Raw genomic sequence first — 15006 nt, 5'->3', positions numbered from 1 at the left:
AGCGTGGCCCCCACCTGGGCATTTAGATGTAACTTGCACTCATTAGGCACTCTAACTTATTCTGCATAACACAACGATCTAGTGGAGAGCGAGAAGCCCATGCAGGGAGAGGATCCGTTCGATCAGGGAGCGGGCAGCATCCTGCGCCAGCCGAAGGCCGTCTGGGCCACGGCGGGCGCCTCTGTCGTCGCGTTCATGGGAATCGGCCTGGTGGACCCGATTCTGCCGTCCATCGCCAAGGGCCTTGAGGCGACGCCGAGCCAGGTGTCGCTGCTCTTCACCTCGTACTTCCTGATCACCGCCGTCGCGATGCTCGTCACCGGCTTCGTGTCCAGCCGGATCGGCGGCCGTAAGACGCTGCTGACCGGCCTCGCGCTCGTCGTCGTCTTCGCCGCGCTCTCCGGCACCTCGTCGTCCGTCGCCGAACTCGTCGGCTTCCGGGCCGGCTGGGGTCTGGGCAACGCGCTCTTCGTATCGACCGCACTCGCCGTGATCGTCGGTGCGGCGGCCGGCGGCAGCGCCGCGGCGATCCTGCTGTACGAGTCGGCGCTCGGTCTCGGCATGGCCTGCGGACCGCTGCTCGGCGCCCTGCTCGGCGACGCAAGCTGGCGCTACCCGTTCTTCGGCACGGCCGCGCTGATGGCGATCGGCTTCATATGCATCACGCTGTTCCTGAAGGAACAGCCCAAGCCCGCCAAGAAGACCTCGCTGCTCGACCCGATCAAGGCGCTCGGCCACGGTGGCCTGGCCTCCGTCGCGACCTCGGCGTTCTTCTACAACTACGCGTTCTTCACGATCCTGGCGTTCACGCCGTTCGTGCTGAACATGACGCCGTACAGGTCGGGCGCCGTCTTCTTCGCCTGGGGTCTGCTGCTCGCGGTCTTCTCGGTGCTCGTCGCCCCGCGGCTGCAGAAGCGCTTCGGATCACTGAAGGTGCTGGGCGCCTCGCTGGTGCTGCTCGCCGCCGACCTGCTGATCCTCGGATACGGCAACCACACCGCCGCCATCGTCTGCACGATCGTCTCCGGCGCCTTCATCGGCATGAACAACACCGTCTACACGGAGCTGGCGCTCGGTGTGTCGAACGCGCCTCGCCCGGTGGCGAGCGCGGGCTACAACTTCGTCCGCTGGTTCGCCGCTGCCGCCGCCCCGTACCTCGCCCCGAAGATCGAGGAATGGAGCAACATCCACATCCCGTTCGTGGTCGCCGCGATCGCGGCCGTGGTCGGTGCGGTCGTCGTCTGGATCCGGCGTACGGCGCTGACCCACGAGGCGGAGGAACTGGAGCCGAAGCATGCCACCGAGGACGGTGTCACGGTCTTCGCCAACTGACCACGGCGCCGACGTTCCCCCCGTTCCGCCCCGCCCGCGGCTCCCCCTCCTGGCCGCGCGGCGGAGCTTCCCGTATGCCCGGCCGGCCATGGCGTACGTCTCAGTCCAGGTTCACGGAGCCGCGCAGCGGATCACGCAGGTCCGTACCGTGCGAGAGCCACCGCTCCTGAAGCTCCTGCGCGCCCCGGACCCGCTTCCACGCGGCCTCGTTGTGCGTCATCGGCAGCAGCGGCAGGAACCGCACCGGCTCCACGGGCGCGTCCATCTCCAGGTCCTCCACCAGACCCCCCGGTTCGGCGACCAGTACGGAGCTGAACGGCGCCCCGGGCCACAGCGGTTCGCCCACGTCCAGCGAGGCGCCGGGGGCCACGATCACCCCCTCGACCTGCGGGGAGGCCGCCAGCACGGCCAGCGGGCGCAGCACCTTGTCGGTGTCGGCGAGTCCGGCGCGCACGGAGAGGATCAGCTCGGCGCGCGGCCCCTTCACCGGGTCCGCGAGGGTCGCGGTCGGGTCGGCCATCGGCTGTGCGGACATGCCGAGCGTGGCGTAGCGCACCACGTCACCGTCGACGAAGCGGAGCACCTCGATGCGGTCCGTTCCGAGGAACGTCACCGCCGCGCGCGCGTCGGGCTCTCCGAGGGCCGCGAGCAGCCGGGCCTCGACCAGAGCAAGAATTTCTCCCATCCCGCGAGCATAGGACGCGTATGGAACGGGCAAAGTAAAGGATTGACCCTCAGTCGGCTGATAGTCTTGGCCGTTGGTCGGGGCAGCACGCAGAAGCGTCGCTCTCAGTCTCGACGACACGTCATCCCCCACGGGGGACCGACTGGAGGAGGTGGGGCTGCCATGGATCGAAGTCGACCATGCAGTACCAACCGCTCTTCCGTATCTCACCTCTCTTCGGTGATCTGAAGCCTTCTCGGTCAAGGCCCAAGGCATTGCGCACGGCGGAAGAGCCCCCCTTGCCTGTCTGTAGCGAATTTGCCTGTCTGTAGCGAACGCCGTCATCGTGCCGCCGCGGTGCCGCCCGCTTTGCGGACGTGAGCACACGTCCCCATTCCGGGCTGTTCCACGTGCCCGACGACGGCCCTCCGTGAAGGAGCCAGCCATGTCGATGATCCGCGACCTGCGCGCCGCCGTGCGCCCGTCCCTGCGCAAGAGCAACGCCCTGCACAACAGTTACGACACCACCCGCGACCCGTCCGCCTCCAGCGCGGTCGTCGACTGCGCGGTCTACCGCGACGGACGGCGCGTGGAGAGCGGCTCCTGCCGCACACCGCACGAGGCGATGCTCGAAGTGCGGGAGGAGGGCGGCTTCGCCTGGATCGGCCTGCACGAGCCGACCGAGGAGGAATTCGCCGGTATCGCCCGGGAGTTCGGTCTCCACCCGCTCGCCGTCGAGGACGCCGTCCACGCCCACCAGCGGCCGAAGCTGGAGCGGTACGACGACACGCTGTTCACCGTCTTCAAGACCATCCACTACGTCGAGCACGCCCAACTCACCGCGACCAGCGAGGTCGTGGAGACCGGCGAGGTGATGTGCTTCACCGGCCGGGACTTCGTCATCACCGTGCGGCACGGCGGCCACGGCTCGCTGCGCGCGCTGCGGCACCGGCTGCAGGACGACCCCGAGCTGCTGGCCAAGGGGCCCTCCGCGGTCCTGCACTCCATCGCCGACCATGTGGTCGACGGCTACATCGCGGTGGCGGGCGCCGTCCAGGACGACATCGACGAGGTGGAGATCGAGGTCTTCTCCACTCCCGCGAAGGGCAGCCCGCGCGGCTCGGACGCGGGCCGGATCTACCAGCTCAAGCGTGAGGTCCTGGAGTTCAAGCGGGCCGTATCACCGTTGCTGCGGCCGATGCAGCTGCTGAGCGAGCGGCCGATGCGGCTGATCGACCCCGACATCCAGAAGTACTTCCGTGACGTCGCCGACCACCTGGCGCGGGTGCACGAAGAGGTCATCGGCTTCGACGAACTGCTGAACTCGATCCTCCAGGCCAACCTGGCGCAGGCGACCGTCGCGCAGAACGAGGACATGCGCAAGATCACGTCCTGGGCGGCCATCATCGCCGTACCGACGATGATCTGCGGCGTCTACGGCATGAACTTCAAGCACATGCCCGAGCTTCGCTGGACGTACGGCTACCCGATGGTGCTGGGCGTCATCGGAGTGGTCTGCTTCTCCATCCACCGCACGCTCAAGCGCAACGGCTGGCTCTAATAGAGTTCAGGTATGACTGCTGCTGCGACTGACGTGCCGCTGGGCCGGGCCCTGGTCGAGGAGGCCACGAAGAAGTCCGGCCTCATCTGGGTGCGGGGCACCGGCCCCGCGCGCGCCCTGTGGCACGTATGGCACGAGGGTGCGGCGCATCTGGTCGGCGACGGCCCCGGCGAGCAGCCGCTGCCGGCCGGTCTCGCCGACGGGTCCGCCGCCGAGGTGACCGTGCGCAGCAAGGACAAGGGCGGCCGGCTGATCGCCTGGACGGCCGCCGTGTCGGAGCTCGCGCCGCACTCCGAGGAGTGGGAGGCCGCGGTCGCCGAGCTCAAGGGCAAGCGGCTGAACGCGCCGGACGCCGAGCAGATGACGGAGCGGTGGGCGCGCGAGTGCCGGGTGCTGCGGCTGACCCCCGGCGAGTTCCGTACGGAGCTGCCGGACGGTTCACTGGCGGCACCGCCGCTCCCGACGTCCGCGACCACCCGCCGACCGGTGCCGGCCGGGCTGCCGCGACTGCTGAAGCGGGGCCGCAAGGGCTGAGGCGGGGCGCCGCGAGGGCTGCGGGGGGGGGCGGAGCCTGCCCGCCCCCCGATCCGCCGGGCGGAGCCCCGGGCCGTACGGGCCGGGGCTCCTGCGATCCGTGGCTCCCGCGGGCCGCTCTCAGGAGGACGTCTTGGGCAGCTGCTTTCCGTAGTCGACCGTGTCGTCCTTCGCCGGGGCCTCCAGCGGGAATTCCCTGCCCCAGTCCGACAGCGTCACGGTCCCCCCGCCGCCGCCGCGCGCGAAGCGCAGGGGATACGGCGTGCCCTCCAGCGAGACGTCGAGCGTGCCGCCCTCGCCCTTGCCGCCCGTGATCTGCACGGTCCGGGTCGTTCCGACCTTCTCCCGGTCGCCCTTGTTGAGGGTGCCGTGCAGGGCGAGCAGCCCGTCGAGCAGGGTCTTCTTGTCCGTGAAGCCGCGCAGCTGCTTGTACGTGGGGTCGTCCTCGGGCACCTTCACGTACTTGTCCTCCAGCTTGTCCGCGGCCGCTCCGCCCGCGTCGCTGTCGGCGCCGGACTCCTCGCCGGACTTCTCGTCGTGGCTCCAGAACCCGGAGTCCGCCTTCAGATAGAGCTCGTCACCGATGCGCAGCAGCTCGAAGGTGCTGTCCTTCGAAGTGACGGAGCCGGTGCCGCCCTTCTCCCTGAGCTGCATATTGAGCTTGTACGTGCCGCCCTTGCTGACCAGCGTCCCGGCGAGGCGCACCGCGTCGGCGGAGGCCGCGGCGGCCTGTGCCTTCTTCTCGATCTCCGTGGCGGCGAGCTTGCCGACGCCGTTGGTCCCCTGGTCCGGATCCTCGCCCCCGCACGCCGCGAGGGCGGCGGTCAGCCCCGCGCAGAGCACAACGGCGAGGGCGGTCCGGCGGCGACGGATCCGGACGGACGGGGCGGAAGAGGTCACGGGCGCACTGCCTCTCATCTGCGGGGCGGGGGTGGCAGACGGCAGCGTACCTGTGCCGTACGCGCCGTCCAGCAGAGAGCCGTACGGACGGGTCCACCGGGGCAGCCCGGAGCGGTACGGGCTAGCCTGATCCCGTCATAACGGTTAATTAGCTGTCAAACGGACCGGACAGAGAAGTCGTACACGGAAGAAGGAGGCGCACCATGGCGGCAGGCGCCCCCCGGATCTTCGTCTCGCATCTCGCCGGCGTCCCGGTCTTCGACCCCAACGGCGATCAGGTGGGCCGCGTCAGCGACCTGGTCGCGATGTTGCGGGTCGGTGGCCGGCCGCCCCGGCTGCTCGGCCTGGTCGTCGAAATGCTCAGCCGCCGCCGGATCTTCCTCCCGATCACCCGGGTCACGGGGATCGAGTCCGGTCAGGTCATCACCACCGGTGTGGTCAACATGCGGCGCTTCGAACAGCGGCCCACCGAACGTCTGGTGCTCGGCGAGTTCCTCGACCGGCGCGTACGACTCGTGGAGACCGGCGAGGAGGTCACCGTCCTCGATGTCGCCATCCAGCAGCTCCCGGCCCGCCGGGACTGGGAGATCGACAAGTACTTCGTACGCAAGGGCAAGGGCGGCGCGCTCCGGCGCAAGGGCGAGACGCTGACGGTGGAGTGGTCGGCGGTCAGCGGGTTCTCGCTGGAGGAGAGCGGGCAGGGCGCCGAGTCCCTGGTCGCCACGTTCGAACGGCTGCGCCCGACGGACGTGGCCAACGCGCTGCACCATCTTTCACCGAAGCGGCGGGCCGAGGTCGCCGCCGCGCTCGATGACGACCGGCTCGCCGATGTCCTGGAGGAGCTCCCCGGGGACGACCAGGTGGAGATCATCGGCAAGCTCAAGGAGGAGCGCGCCGCAGATGTCCTGGAGGCCATGGACCCGGACGACGCGGCCGACCTGCTGTCCGAACTCCCCGAGGCGGACAAGGAGCGGCTGCTCACCCTGATGCGTCCGGACGACGCGGCGGATGTGCGGCGCCTCATGTCGTACGAGGAACGGACCGCGGGCGGTCTGATGACCACCGAGCCGATCATCCTGCGCCCGGACGCGACGGTCGCCGACGCGCTCGCGCGGGTCCGGCAGGCCGATCTGTCCCCGGCGCTCGCCGCCCAGGTGTACGTGTGCCGCTCGCCGGACGAGACACCGACCGGCAAGTACCTGGGCACCGTGCACTTCCAGCGGCTGCTGCGCGATCCGCCGTACGCCCTGGTCAGCTCGATCGTCGACAGCGATCTCATCCCCCTCGCACCGGACACCCCGCTGACGTCCGTGACGAGCTATCTGGCCGCGTACAACCTGGTCTCGGTGCCCGTGGTGGACGAGAGCGGCTCACTGCTCGGCGCGGTGACCGTCGACGACGTGCTCGACCACCTGCTGCCCGAGGACTGGCGGGAGACCGACTTCCACGGTGCGGAGGAGGCCGCCCATGGTCGGTGAGGACCGCGCGAAGGGGACGCCGGCGGGTGCCTCGGGCATCGCGCGCCCGCCCCGTTACCGGCTGGACCAGCCGAAGGCCCCGCGGCGGCGGGTACTGCCCGAATACGACCCCGAGTCGTTCGGCCGGCTCTCCGAACGGATCGCCCGCTTCCTGGGCACCTGGCGCTTCATCGCCTGGATGACGCTCGTCATCATCGTCTGGGTGCTGTGGAACGCCTTCGCGCCCGCGCACTGGCGGTTCGACGGGTACCCGTTCATCTTCCTGACGCTGATCCTGTCCCTCCAGGCCTCGTACGCGGCCCCGCTGATCCTGCTCGCGCAGAACCGGCAGGCCGACCGCGACCGGGTCACCTACGAGCAGGACCGCAAGCAGAACGAGCGCTCCATCGCGGACACCGAGTACCTCACCCGGGAGATCGCCTCCCTGCGGATGGGCCTCGGCGAGGTCGCCACCCGCGACTGGATCCGCTCCGAACTCGAGGACCTCGTGAGGGAGCTGGACGACCGCCGCGTCCTGTTCCCGGGCGAGAGTGACGAAGACCGCTGACGGTGGCTACTCACGCGTAGTGGCGGGCGCCGTAACGCCCTCCCGCCGCCCACCACCCTTTCAAGGAGCGCTGCGCGCACCCGCCCTCCCGTCGCCCGCCACCACCCTTTCAAGGAACGCTGCGCGCACCCCCCGTACTATCGATGTATGGCTACGGAAGACGCGGTGCTTGAGGCACTGGCGACAGTGAACGACCCCGAGATCCACCGTCCGATCACCGAGCTCGGCATGGTGAAGTCGGTCGAGATCGACGCTGACGGTGCAGTCGCTGTCACGGTCTATCTCACGGTCTCCGGCTGCCCGATGCGCGAGACGATCACCAAGAACGTGACCGAAGCGGTGGCGAAGGTCGAAGGCGTCAGCCGCGTCGACGTCACGCTCGACGTGATGAGCGACGAACAGCGCAAGGAGCTCGCGACCTCGCTGCGCGGCGGCACGGCGGAGCGCGAGGTGCCGTTCGCCAAGCCCGGCTCTCTGACCCGGGTCTACGCGGTCGCGTCCGGCAAGGGCGGCGTCGGCAAGTCGTCGGTCACCGTGAACCTGGCGGCCGCGATGGCGGCCGACGGCCTCAAGGTCGGTGTCGTGGACGCGGACATCTACGGGCACAGCGTGCCCCGGATGCTCGGCGCGGACGGCAAGCCGACCCAGGTCGAGAACATGATCATGCCGCCGTCGGCACACGGCGTGAAGGTCATCTCCATCGGCATGTTCACCCCGGGCAACGCCCCGGTGGTGTGGCGCGGACCGATGCTGCACCGTGCGCTCCAGCAGTTCCTCGCGGATGTGTACTGGGGCGATCTGGATGTCCTGCTGCTCGACCTGCCGCCGGGCACCGGTGACATCGCGATCTCGGTCGCACAGCTCGTGCCGAACGCCGAGATCCTGGTCGTCACGACCCCGCAGCAGGCGGCGGCCGAGGTGGCCGAGCGGGCCGGCTCGATCGCCGTGCAGACCCACCAGAAGATCGTCGGTGTCGTCGAGAACATGTCGGGCCTGCCGTGCCCGCACTGCGACGAGATGGTCGACGTGTTCGGCACCGGCGGTGGCAAGAAGGTCGCCGAGGGCCTGACGAGGACGGTCGGCGCGGAGGTGCCCGTGCTCGGCTCCATCCCGATCGACGTACGGCTGCGCGAGGGCGGCGACGAGGGCAAGCCGGTCGTCCTGTCCGACCCCGACTCCCCGGCCGGCAAGGCGCTGCGCACCATCGCGGACAAGCTGGGGGGCCGTCAGCGCGGTCTGTCGGGCATGTCGCTGGGAATCACCCCGCGCAACAAGTTCTGAGACGTCGGGGACTGCTCTCGATCGCCGGACGGGCGTGATGTGTCAGGCCCGTCCGGCGAAACCGAGCGCGGTCGGTGATTGCGGCCCGTCTTCGAGCCCCCCGAGCCCGGTCGGTGGCTGAGGCCGCCTTCGAGCCCGGTCGGTGATCGGGGTCGACGCGGCGACCAGCCTCGGCCGGTCACCGCCGGCCCCGCTCGTTACGCGTACGTCTCTCGTTACGCGTACGTCGCGATGTCGCCTCTCGTTATGCGTACGTCGCGATGTCGCGGACGACCGAGAAGCCCAGTCCGTACGCGCTCATCCCCCGCCCGTACGCCCCGATGTGCACCCCGCCGTGCGCCGACCCGGCCAGCACCCAGCCGAACTCGGACTCGCGGTAGTGGAACGGCACGGGGACGCCGTCCACGGGCAGTGACAGCGTCGACCACGCGGGGCCGTTCAGATCGTCGGCGAGTTCGAACGCCGTCTCCGTCTGCTGATCCAGCCAGTCGTCGCGCAGCGAGTGGTCCAGCTGCGGGGGCCAGGTATAGGCGAGCAGACCGGACCCGGCCAGCCAGGCCGCGGAGGAGACCGTGGTCGCGTCCAGCACCCCCGTACCGTCGCCGCTGCGCCGCACCGGACTGCTGCCCACCGTCACGACAACGGCGAATCGTTGTTTCTCGGTGCCCGCGTCGGCCCGTGCCGACGGTTCGTCACCGTGGCCCAGGGAACCGTGCTGCACGGTTCCGTCCGCAGCGGTGCCGACCTGCATCAGCCAACGGGGTCCGGTGAATGCCTCGTCCAGTGCGTACCAGGGAAACGGAGCTGCCAGATAACCGTCGACAACAGTCCGGGCCGCCGACACCCCTTCTGCGGCGACTGTGCCCGGCGCGTCTTCCGCGCCCGCCCGACTGGTCGTCTCCATATGCCCGGCCCGCCTCCTCGATCCGTTGGGTCCGGAGCGGCCCGCCCCCCACGGGCGTCCTCACAACCGGACAGATGGAGAATAGCCATACCGCCCGGACGACTCGGGATTGACTGCCGTCAGGTGGCGTCGGCGTCGAACGGCGGGTGGTCGTCCTTCGCAGGCTGCGTACGCTTCTTGAGCAGGTCCGGAGCACCGCCTGAGCCGTTGGCGGCGGTGATCCCCGCGGCGCCCGACACGCCGCCGTCGGAGTCCGCGGACTCCACGGCCGCGCTCTCCCGGCCGTTCACCGCGTCGGTGACCTCGGCCAGGTCCTTGCGCAGGTCGAAGCTCTCGCGGATCTCCTTCAGCCCCAGATCGTCGTTGCCGTCCATGAGCTGCTTACGGACGAACGTCTTGGGGTTGAGGTCCTCGAACTCGAAGTCCTTGAACTCCGGACCGAGCTCCGTACGGATGTCCTCCTTGGCGCTCTCCGAGAACTCACGGATCTTGCGGATGAAGCGCGAGGCGTCCTGGATGACCTTGGGCAGCTTGTCCGGGCCGAAGATCAGCACACCCAGGATCGCGAGCGTCACCAGCTCGAGTGCGCCTATGTCATTGAACACCCTGTTGCTCCTTGTGTTCTCCGAGACCGTGTCGGTCGAGGTCCGGACCCGGACCACGGTACCCGCCGAAACTGTCCGCGCGGTAGCGTCCCGTCGCCGTCACGTGCCGGTTGCGGAACCAAGAGTCAAAGAGATGGACAGGTCTTTACCACTTCGGGTCAGACCGAGGTCCAGCCGGTCGCCGGGCCGGTGCGCACGGATCTTCACGATCAGCTCCTCGCCGCTGTGCACCCGCTGGCCGTCGACCTCGGTGATGACGTCCCCGGGCTGGATCCCGGCCTTGGCCCCGGGGCCGTCCGGCGTCACCGCGGGCTTGCCGGCCGCTCCCTTCGTGCCGACCTTGGCGCCGTCCCCCGTGTACTTCATGTCGAGCGTGACACCGATCACCGGGTGGGTGGCCTTTCCGGTGTTGATCAGCTCCTCGGCGACCCGCTTGCCCTGGTTGATCGGGATGGCGAAGCCGAGACCGATGGATCCCGCCTGCCCGCCCTCGGCGCTCGAACCGCTGTCGGCGGCGCGGATGGCACTGTTGATGCCTATGACATGGGCATCGGTGTCGACGAGCGGACCGCCGGAGTTGCCCGGGTTGATCGGGGCATCGGTCTGCAGCGCGTCGACGTAGCTGACGTCGCTGCCGTCGCCCTTCTCGCCGCCCGCGGTGATGGGCCGGTCCTTGGCGCTGATGATGCCGGAGGTCACCGTGTTGGACAGGTCGAAGGGGGCGCCGATGGCCACCACGGGGTCGCCGACCTGCACATTGTCGGAGTTGCCCAGAGGCAGCGGCTTGAGGCCAAAGACGCCGGTCACCTTGACCACCGCCAGGTCGTAGCCGCTGTCCTTGCCGACGATCTCGGCGCGCGCGGTCTCGCCACCGCTGAACGTCACGGTGATCTCGCCGGAGGACCCGGCCGGGGCGACGACGTGGTTGTTGGTGAGGATGTGACCGGATTTGTCGAGCACGAAGCCCGTACCGGTGCCGGATTCGGTGGTACCGCTGACGTGGAGGGTGACCACGCTGGGCAGCGCGCTGGCGGCGATGCCCGCGACGCTGTCGGGGGCGCGGCCCCCGCTGTTCCGGCTGGTCTGCGGCAGCTCGACCTGGGTGAGGCCGCCGTTGCGCTCGATGTAGGCGCCGATGCCGCCGCCGATGCCTCCCGCCACCAGTGCGAGCAGCACGGCGCCGATGAGGAGGGAGCCGCGGCGGTTCTTCTTGCGGCCGGTGTCGGCCCCGAGCGGCGGGCCCGGGTTCGTCAGCGCCTGCCGGGGCGCACCCCAGGGGTCGTACTGGAGCCACTGCGTCGACTGGGGCTGCTGCGGCTGCTGCTGCGGGAGCGAGGGAGGAGGCGTGGGCATGGGCGTGGGCGTGGGTGTGAAGCCGGGGGTGGTGGGGTGGGCGGGCGCGCCGGGTGCTGTGGGCGCGGTGGGGCCCGCAGGGCCGGTGGGGATGCCTGCGCCGTTCGTCCCGGCGCACTGCGCGGGGACGGGGGTGCCGTGCGCGGGGGTCGGGACCGGTCGCTGTACGGGTGGCGCGGGTGCCCAGGGGCCGGGTCCGCCGTAGGGCGGGGTGCTGTACTCGTCGGGCTGGTGCAGCGGTGCCGTGGGCCGCGCGGCCGGTACGGACGCCATGGGCTCGGGCGCGGGCGCTTCCGCCATGTCCGTCACGGCCGTCGTGTCGGCCGTGGGTGCCGCGCCCTGCACGGGTGACGGCTCGTCCGGCGCCGTGCGGGTGGTATGCCCCGGCGCGGGCCGGCTCCACCATTTCACCTTCGGCCCGGTGGACTTCCCGTCTTCCATTTTCTCCCCGCAACTGCCGCAACTGGCCTCTGCACGCCCCCGCAGGGGCGTCCCTCCCGGAACTGCTCCCGGAATTCAACCAGGTTTGCGAAAGTCTGCGCAGACCCCGGTCAGCGCCGGGAGGAAAGCGGCAGACCGCGGTCGGCGGGGGTGGGGAGGGCCGAGGCCGACGGCTGTGCCCAGGACGGCGGGGCGGAGGGGGCCGGGGGCTGCGGGGCGAGCCGCCCGGGCACCCGTGCGAAGAGCGGGGACGTGCCGGTCGGGCGTATCAGCGATGGCGCGGACACATTGGTCAGGACCTGGACGCCAAAGGTGTTCCCCCCGAGGGTCCCGGACGCCAGGGTCACAGGCGTGAGAGTCCCGGACGCCAGGCCTCCGGACGAGAGATCGCCGGGCGCGAGGTTTCCGGAGGAGAGCAGCGCGGGGGCCGTGGCAAGCGCCGCCGGTGTGCCCTGCGGCACGGACGGCGGGGCGACGGCGGTCGCGCGGTCGCCCGCCTCCGTAGCGGCGAGCGTGCCCTGGCCGCCACCGTTGCGACGGCTCACCGAGCCGCTGCTCTCGCCGCGCGAAGCGGCGTCGAGCGGGGTCACCGCGTTTCCGGCGCCCGAGGCGCGGGCCGGGGTGTTGGAGCCCGCGCCCGTCGGCAGCGCACCGCCCAGGGCGATGGCCGCCAGAGATACGGCGCTGGCCGCGGCGAAGGCGAACCTCCGGCCACGCCACGGCAACCGGTCCGGCTCGCGGCCCACCTCATGGATCCGGAAGCCCGACCGGGAGGATGGCCCACCCGGCAGTACGGCGGTCGAGCCGTGCGGGGCCGGGGCGAAGCCGAAACTCCCCAGTGGTGAACTCCCCGGCGAATCGGTGCGGCTGCCGGGCTGCTGAATCACCGGGAAAAGCCCGTCGGCGAAACGCCCGGAGCCGCCGAATGGTCTTCCCTGGCCGTCGTCGTCACCCCCCGGTCCCCCGGGAAGGCCCTGCAGCCGGGCGAGGAACCCCTCGGACGGCGAAGGCGGGGCGGACTGTGCGAAGACGCTCTTCAGGCGCCGCTGTGCGGCTGCCTCGGCCTTGCACTTGGCGCAGGTCGCGAGGTGGGCGAGCACCCGCTCACGGGCATCGTGTTTCAACTCGCCGTCGACAAGCGCGGCGAGCCGGTCCCCCAGATGCTGCTCCGCGGGGGTCGGGCTTGTGCCACTCACGCCGTTCCGCCCTCCCCTGCCAGGATCGCGCCCGCCAACGAGCGCTGCTCGGCACGGGCCTCGGGCGAACGGTGCTGCAGCGCCTTGCGCAGGTGCGAGCGACCGCGGTGGATACGGCTGCGCACGGTGCCGAGCTTCACGCCCAGCGTCGCGGCGATCTCCTCGTACGAAAGGCCCTCGATGTCACAGAGCACGACGGCGGCACGGAATTCGGGCGCGAGGGTGTCCAGCGCCTGCTGCACGTCCGCGTCGAAATGCGTGTCATTGAAGACCTGCTGCGGGGACGGCTCACGGCTCGGCAGCCGCTCGGCGGCGTCGTCACCGAGGGAGTCGAAGCGGATCCGCTGCTTACGACGGACCATGTCCAGGAACAGGTTGGTCGTGATGCGGTGCAGCCAGCCCTCGAAGGTGCCCGGCGTATAGGTGGACAGCGACCGGAAAACGCGGACGAAGACCTCCTGCGTGAGGTCCTCCGCATCGTGCTGGTTGCCCGTCAGCCGGTAGGCGAGGCGATAGACACGGCCGCTGTGCGTGCTGACGATCTCTTCCCATGAGGGCGGCGTCCACGCCTGGGAGTCCGCATCAGAGGCGAAGGTCGCGGTCGGTGCGGAATCGTTGGAAGAACGGTCAGCGATGTTGGTCACGGATTTCGGCTCACCCGCCGACCTGAGGAAGCGCCGCAGCACTCCTCTCCGATCCACAGGCGCAGCCGCACCTCCCCTATCGGCTCTGGTGGTGTCCAGCGGAGCCTCTACCATAGCCACCTCGCCCGTTAGCTCCGGATAAGCCTTTTTCCTGCTGGGGCCGGGAATCACCCCGGGAACCGCCGGCCCATGGCCTCCGGACCCGATCCGCGGGCCGATTCCATGTGCTTTCCCCTGCCCTTGGATAACGCCCGGTCCCATCTGCGGGTTCCCGGGCGCAGCGGATACAGTCACCGTTGCGCCAACTACGGGGACAGGAGAGGGTCATTACCGCCAACCGGCAGACGAGCTGGGCGTTCGCCGACGCCTTTGTCGCCGAGGACGAAGCATTGCGCTGGGCCCGGGACCGGGCCCGGGACGCAGGGCTTCGCTCGGTGTCGCCAGGTACCGGCGCCGCGCTGCGCCTGCTCGCTGCCACGACGGACGCCAAAGCGGTGGCCGAAATCGGCACCGGGACCGGCGTGTCCGGGCTCTATCTGCTGCACGGCATGCGGCCCGACGGGGTGCTGACCACGGTCGACCCCGAACCCGAACGCCAGCAGTTCGCCCGTGAGGCGTTCCGGGCCGCGGGGTTCGCCGCCAATCGGGCCCGCTTCATCCCCGGCCGCGCCCTGGACGTACTGCCGCGGCTCGCGGACGGCGGATACGACCTCGTGTTCTGCGACGGCGACCGGCTGGAGAGCCTGGACTGTCTCGCTGAATCGTTGCGTCTGCTGCGGCCCGGCGGTCTGGTCTGCTTCGAGGGGGTCTTCGCGGACGGCCGTACGGTCGACTCCGCGGCGCAGCCCGCGGAGGTGCTGCGGCTGCGGGAGCTGCTGCGGGCGGTGCGGGAGAGCCAGGAGCTGATGGCGACGCTGCTGCCGGTGGGCGACGGCTTGCTGTGCGCGGTGCGAAGGGGCTGACGCCCCGGAGAACGGGGGCGGAGCCGGGGTCGGGGTCCGGGTCGTGCCCCTGCCCGGGCTGAACCGGCGGTGTCCTCAATCGCCGGACGGGCTCGAATTCACCGGCTGCGGACGCATCACTGCCCCGGCACGGGCATCGTGTCGGGGCAGTGGAGAAGTGTGGGCGCCTCTGCTCAGCCGACGACCTTCTTGAGGGCATCGCCGAGTGCATCGGCCTCGTCCGGAGTCAGCTCCACGACAAGCCGACCGCCGCCTTCGAGCGGAACGCGCATGACGATGCCCCGCCCCTCCTTTGTCACCTCGAGCGGGCCGTCGCCCGTCCGCGGCTTCATGGCCGCCATGCTCGTTCCCCTTCCTGAAACCAGCTCATCGCAACCGGCGGCCCCATGACAGGCGCTGTGTCACCGGCATCGAACACATTGCTTCATGGCCATTATCCCGCATCACAGACCCCGATGACCAACATCGGTCGGCATCGCTTGCGCAACGCGCTCTCTCAAAACCACCCAATTCGGCGATCGAGCTGCGATACTCCGCCCCCCGCGCCCCTTCATCGGAGCGCAATTGTTAGACGCAGGTCACATGTTCGCTCCGGCCCGATTCG

The 15006-nt window shown here is 70.1% G+C and carries 15 protein-coding genes; 7 read left to right on the top strand and 8 right to left on the bottom strand.

What is annotated here, in order from left to right; genetic code table 11:
- Nucleotides 1-99 precede the first annotated feature (99 nt).
- Entirely contained in the window at nucleotides 100-1332 is a 1233-nt protein-coding gene (locus OH735_RS24850; protein WP_406383738.1) for an MFS transporter, read from the top strand.
- Between the two features lie 100 nt (nucleotides 1333-1432).
- On the opposite strand, the gene OH735_RS24845 is transcribed toward OH735_RS24850, so the two are convergent.
- Entirely contained in the window at nucleotides 1433-2017 is a 585-nt protein-coding gene (locus tag OH735_RS24845) for a suppressor of fused domain protein (protein WP_406383737.1), read from the bottom strand.
- 424 nt (nucleotides 2018-2441) lie between these two features.
- Between OH735_RS24845 and OH735_RS24840 the strand changes: the two genes are divergently transcribed.
- Together OH735_RS24840 and OH735_RS24835 are read left to right on the top strand one after the other, a co-directional pair.
- A complete protein-coding gene (locus OH735_RS24840; protein ID WP_406383736.1) occupies nucleotides 2442-3557 on the top strand; it encodes a magnesium and cobalt transport protein CorA in 1116 nt (371 codons plus the stop codon).
- A gap of 12 nt (nucleotides 3558-3569) precedes the next feature.
- Nucleotides 3570-4091: a hypothetical protein gene (locus tag OH735_RS24835; RefSeq protein ID WP_406383735.1), complete on the top strand. Its 522-nt coding sequence runs from the start codon at nucleotides 3570-3572 to the stop codon at nucleotides 4089-4091.
- A 120-nt stretch (nucleotides 4092-4211) separates the two neighbouring features.
- On the opposite strand, the gene OH735_RS24830 is transcribed toward OH735_RS24835, so the two are convergent.
- On the bottom strand, nucleotides 4212-4991 hold the full coding sequence (locus OH735_RS24830; RefSeq protein ID WP_406383734.1) for a hypothetical protein: 780 nt from the start codon (nucleotides 4989-4991) through the stop codon (nucleotides 4212-4214).
- A gap of 203 nt (nucleotides 4992-5194) precedes the next feature.
- On the opposite strand from OH735_RS24830, the gene OH735_RS24825 reads away from it, so the two are divergent.
- The 3 genes from OH735_RS24825 (at nucleotide 5195) to OH735_RS24815 (ending at nucleotide 8297) form a co-directional block, all read left to right on the top strand.
- Nucleotides 5195-6469 carry a magnesium transporter MgtE N-terminal domain-containing protein gene (locus OH735_RS24825; RefSeq protein WP_406383733.1) on the top strand — a complete coding sequence of 425 codons (1275 nt, stop codon included), beginning with the start codon at nucleotides 5195-5197 and terminating at the stop codon, nucleotides 6467-6469.
- Complete coding sequence (locus OH735_RS24820) at nucleotides 6459-7016, top strand: DUF1003 domain-containing protein (protein WP_406383732.1); 558 nt, start codon at nucleotides 6459-6461, stop codon at nucleotides 7014-7016. The genes OH735_RS24825 and OH735_RS24820 overlap by 11 nt, the downstream gene beginning before the upstream one ends.
- Nucleotides 7017-7163: 147 nt before the next feature.
- A complete protein-coding gene (locus OH735_RS24815; RefSeq protein ID WP_406383731.1) occupies nucleotides 7164-8297 on the top strand; it encodes an Mrp/NBP35 family ATP-binding protein in 1134 nt (377 codons plus the stop codon).
- 244 nt (nucleotides 8298-8541) lie between these two features.
- On the opposite strand, the gene OH735_RS24810 is transcribed toward OH735_RS24815, so the two are convergent.
- The 5 genes from OH735_RS24810 to sigE all read right to left on the bottom strand — a co-directional run bounded on the left by OH735_RS24810 (nucleotide 8542) and on the right by sigE (nucleotide 13554).
- Nucleotides 8542-9201 carry a hypothetical protein gene (locus OH735_RS24810; RefSeq protein WP_406383730.1) on the bottom strand — a complete coding sequence of 220 codons (660 nt, stop codon included), beginning with the start codon at nucleotides 9199-9201 and terminating at the stop codon, nucleotides 8542-8544.
- A gap of 119 nt (nucleotides 9202-9320) precedes the next feature.
- Entirely contained in the window at nucleotides 9321-9806 is a 486-nt protein-coding gene (locus OH735_RS24805; RefSeq protein WP_406383729.1) for a sec-independent translocase, read from the bottom strand.
- 99 nt (nucleotides 9807-9905) lie between these two features.
- Entirely contained in the window at nucleotides 9906-11600 is a 1695-nt protein-coding gene (locus OH735_RS24800) for a trypsin-like peptidase domain-containing protein (protein ID WP_406383728.1), read from the bottom strand.
- 110 nt (nucleotides 11601-11710) lie between these two features.
- Nucleotides 11711-12796: a zf-HC2 domain-containing protein gene (locus OH735_RS24795; protein ID WP_406383727.1), complete on the bottom strand. Its 1086-nt coding sequence runs from the start codon at nucleotides 12794-12796 to the stop codon at nucleotides 11711-11713.
- Nucleotides 12793-13554: an RNA polymerase sigma factor SigE gene (gene sigE / locus OH735_RS24790; protein ID WP_406386718.1), complete on the bottom strand. Its 762-nt coding sequence runs from the start codon at nucleotides 13552-13554 to the stop codon at nucleotides 12793-12795. Before sigE ends, OH735_RS24795 begins: the two co-directional genes overlap by 4 nt.
- Before the next feature lie 182 nt (nucleotides 13555-13736).
- Here sigE and OH735_RS24785 point away from each other — a divergent pair, with 182 nt between their 5' ends.
- A complete protein-coding gene (locus OH735_RS24785; protein WP_219574098.1) occupies nucleotides 13737-14402 on the top strand; it encodes an O-methyltransferase in 666 nt (221 codons plus the stop codon).
- Nucleotides 14403-14575: 173 nt separating this feature from the next.
- On the opposite strand, the gene OH735_RS24780 is transcribed toward OH735_RS24785, so the two are convergent.
- The gene (locus OH735_RS24780; RefSeq protein WP_003966491.1) at nucleotides 14576-14743 is read right to left on the bottom strand and encodes a DUF3117 domain-containing protein; all 168 of its coding nucleotides are present in this window, start codon (nucleotides 14741-14743) and stop codon (nucleotides 14576-14578) included.
- Nucleotides 14744-15006: the final 263 nt, after the last annotated feature.

It is taken from the genome of Streptomyces sp. NBC_01618, assembly GCF_045209435.1.
In the GTDB taxonomy this organism is placed as follows: Bacteria; Actinomycetota; Actinomycetes; order Streptomycetales; family Streptomycetaceae; genus Streptomyces.
The sequence above is the reverse complement of the archived record's forward strand: the minus strand, read 5'-3'. Positions and strand labels throughout refer to the sequence as shown.

What these genes read in the sequence shown, in the direction of transcription:
- OH735_RS24850 (WP_406383738.1), top strand. Translation starts at nt 100, where the DNA reads ATGCAGGGAGAGGATCCGTTCGATCAGGGAGCGGGCAGCATCCTGCGC.
- OH735_RS24845 (WP_406383737.1), bottom strand. Translation starts at nt 2,017, where the DNA reads ATGGGAGAAATTCTTGCTCTGGTCGAGGCCCGGCTGCTCGCGGCCCTC.
- OH735_RS24840 (WP_406383736.1), top strand. Translation starts at nt 2,442, where the DNA reads ATGTCGATGATCCGCGACCTGCGCGCCGCCGTGCGCCCGTCCCTGCGC.
- OH735_RS24835 (WP_406383735.1), top strand. Translation starts at nt 3,570, where the DNA reads ATGACTGCTGCTGCGACTGACGTGCCGCTGGGCCGGGCCCTGGTCGAG.
- OH735_RS24825 (WP_406383733.1), top strand. Translation starts at nt 5,195, where the DNA reads ATGGCGGCAGGCGCCCCCCGGATCTTCGTCTCGCATCTCGCCGGCGTC.
- OH735_RS24820 (WP_406383732.1), top strand. Translation starts at nt 6,459, where the DNA reads ATGGTCGGTGAGGACCGCGCGAAGGGGACGCCGGCGGGTGCCTCGGGC.
- OH735_RS24815 (WP_406383731.1), top strand. Translation starts at nt 7,164, where the DNA reads ATGGCTACGGAAGACGCGGTGCTTGAGGCACTGGCGACAGTGAACGAC.
- OH735_RS24810 (WP_406383730.1), bottom strand. Translation starts at nt 9,201, where the DNA reads ATGGAGACGACCAGTCGGGCGGGCGCGGAAGACGCGCCGGGCACAGTC.
- OH735_RS24800 (WP_406383728.1), bottom strand. Translation starts at nt 11,600, where the DNA reads ATGGAAGACGGGAAGTCCACCGGGCCGAAGGTGAAATGGTGGAGCCGG.
- sigE (WP_406386718.1), bottom strand. Translation starts at nt 13,554, where the DNA reads ATGGTAGAGGCTCCGCTGGACACCACCAGAGCCGATAGGGGAGGTGCG.
- OH735_RS24780 (WP_003966491.1), bottom strand. Translation starts at nt 14,743, where the DNA reads ATGGCGGCCATGAAGCCGCGGACGGGCGACGGCCCGCTCGAGGTGACA.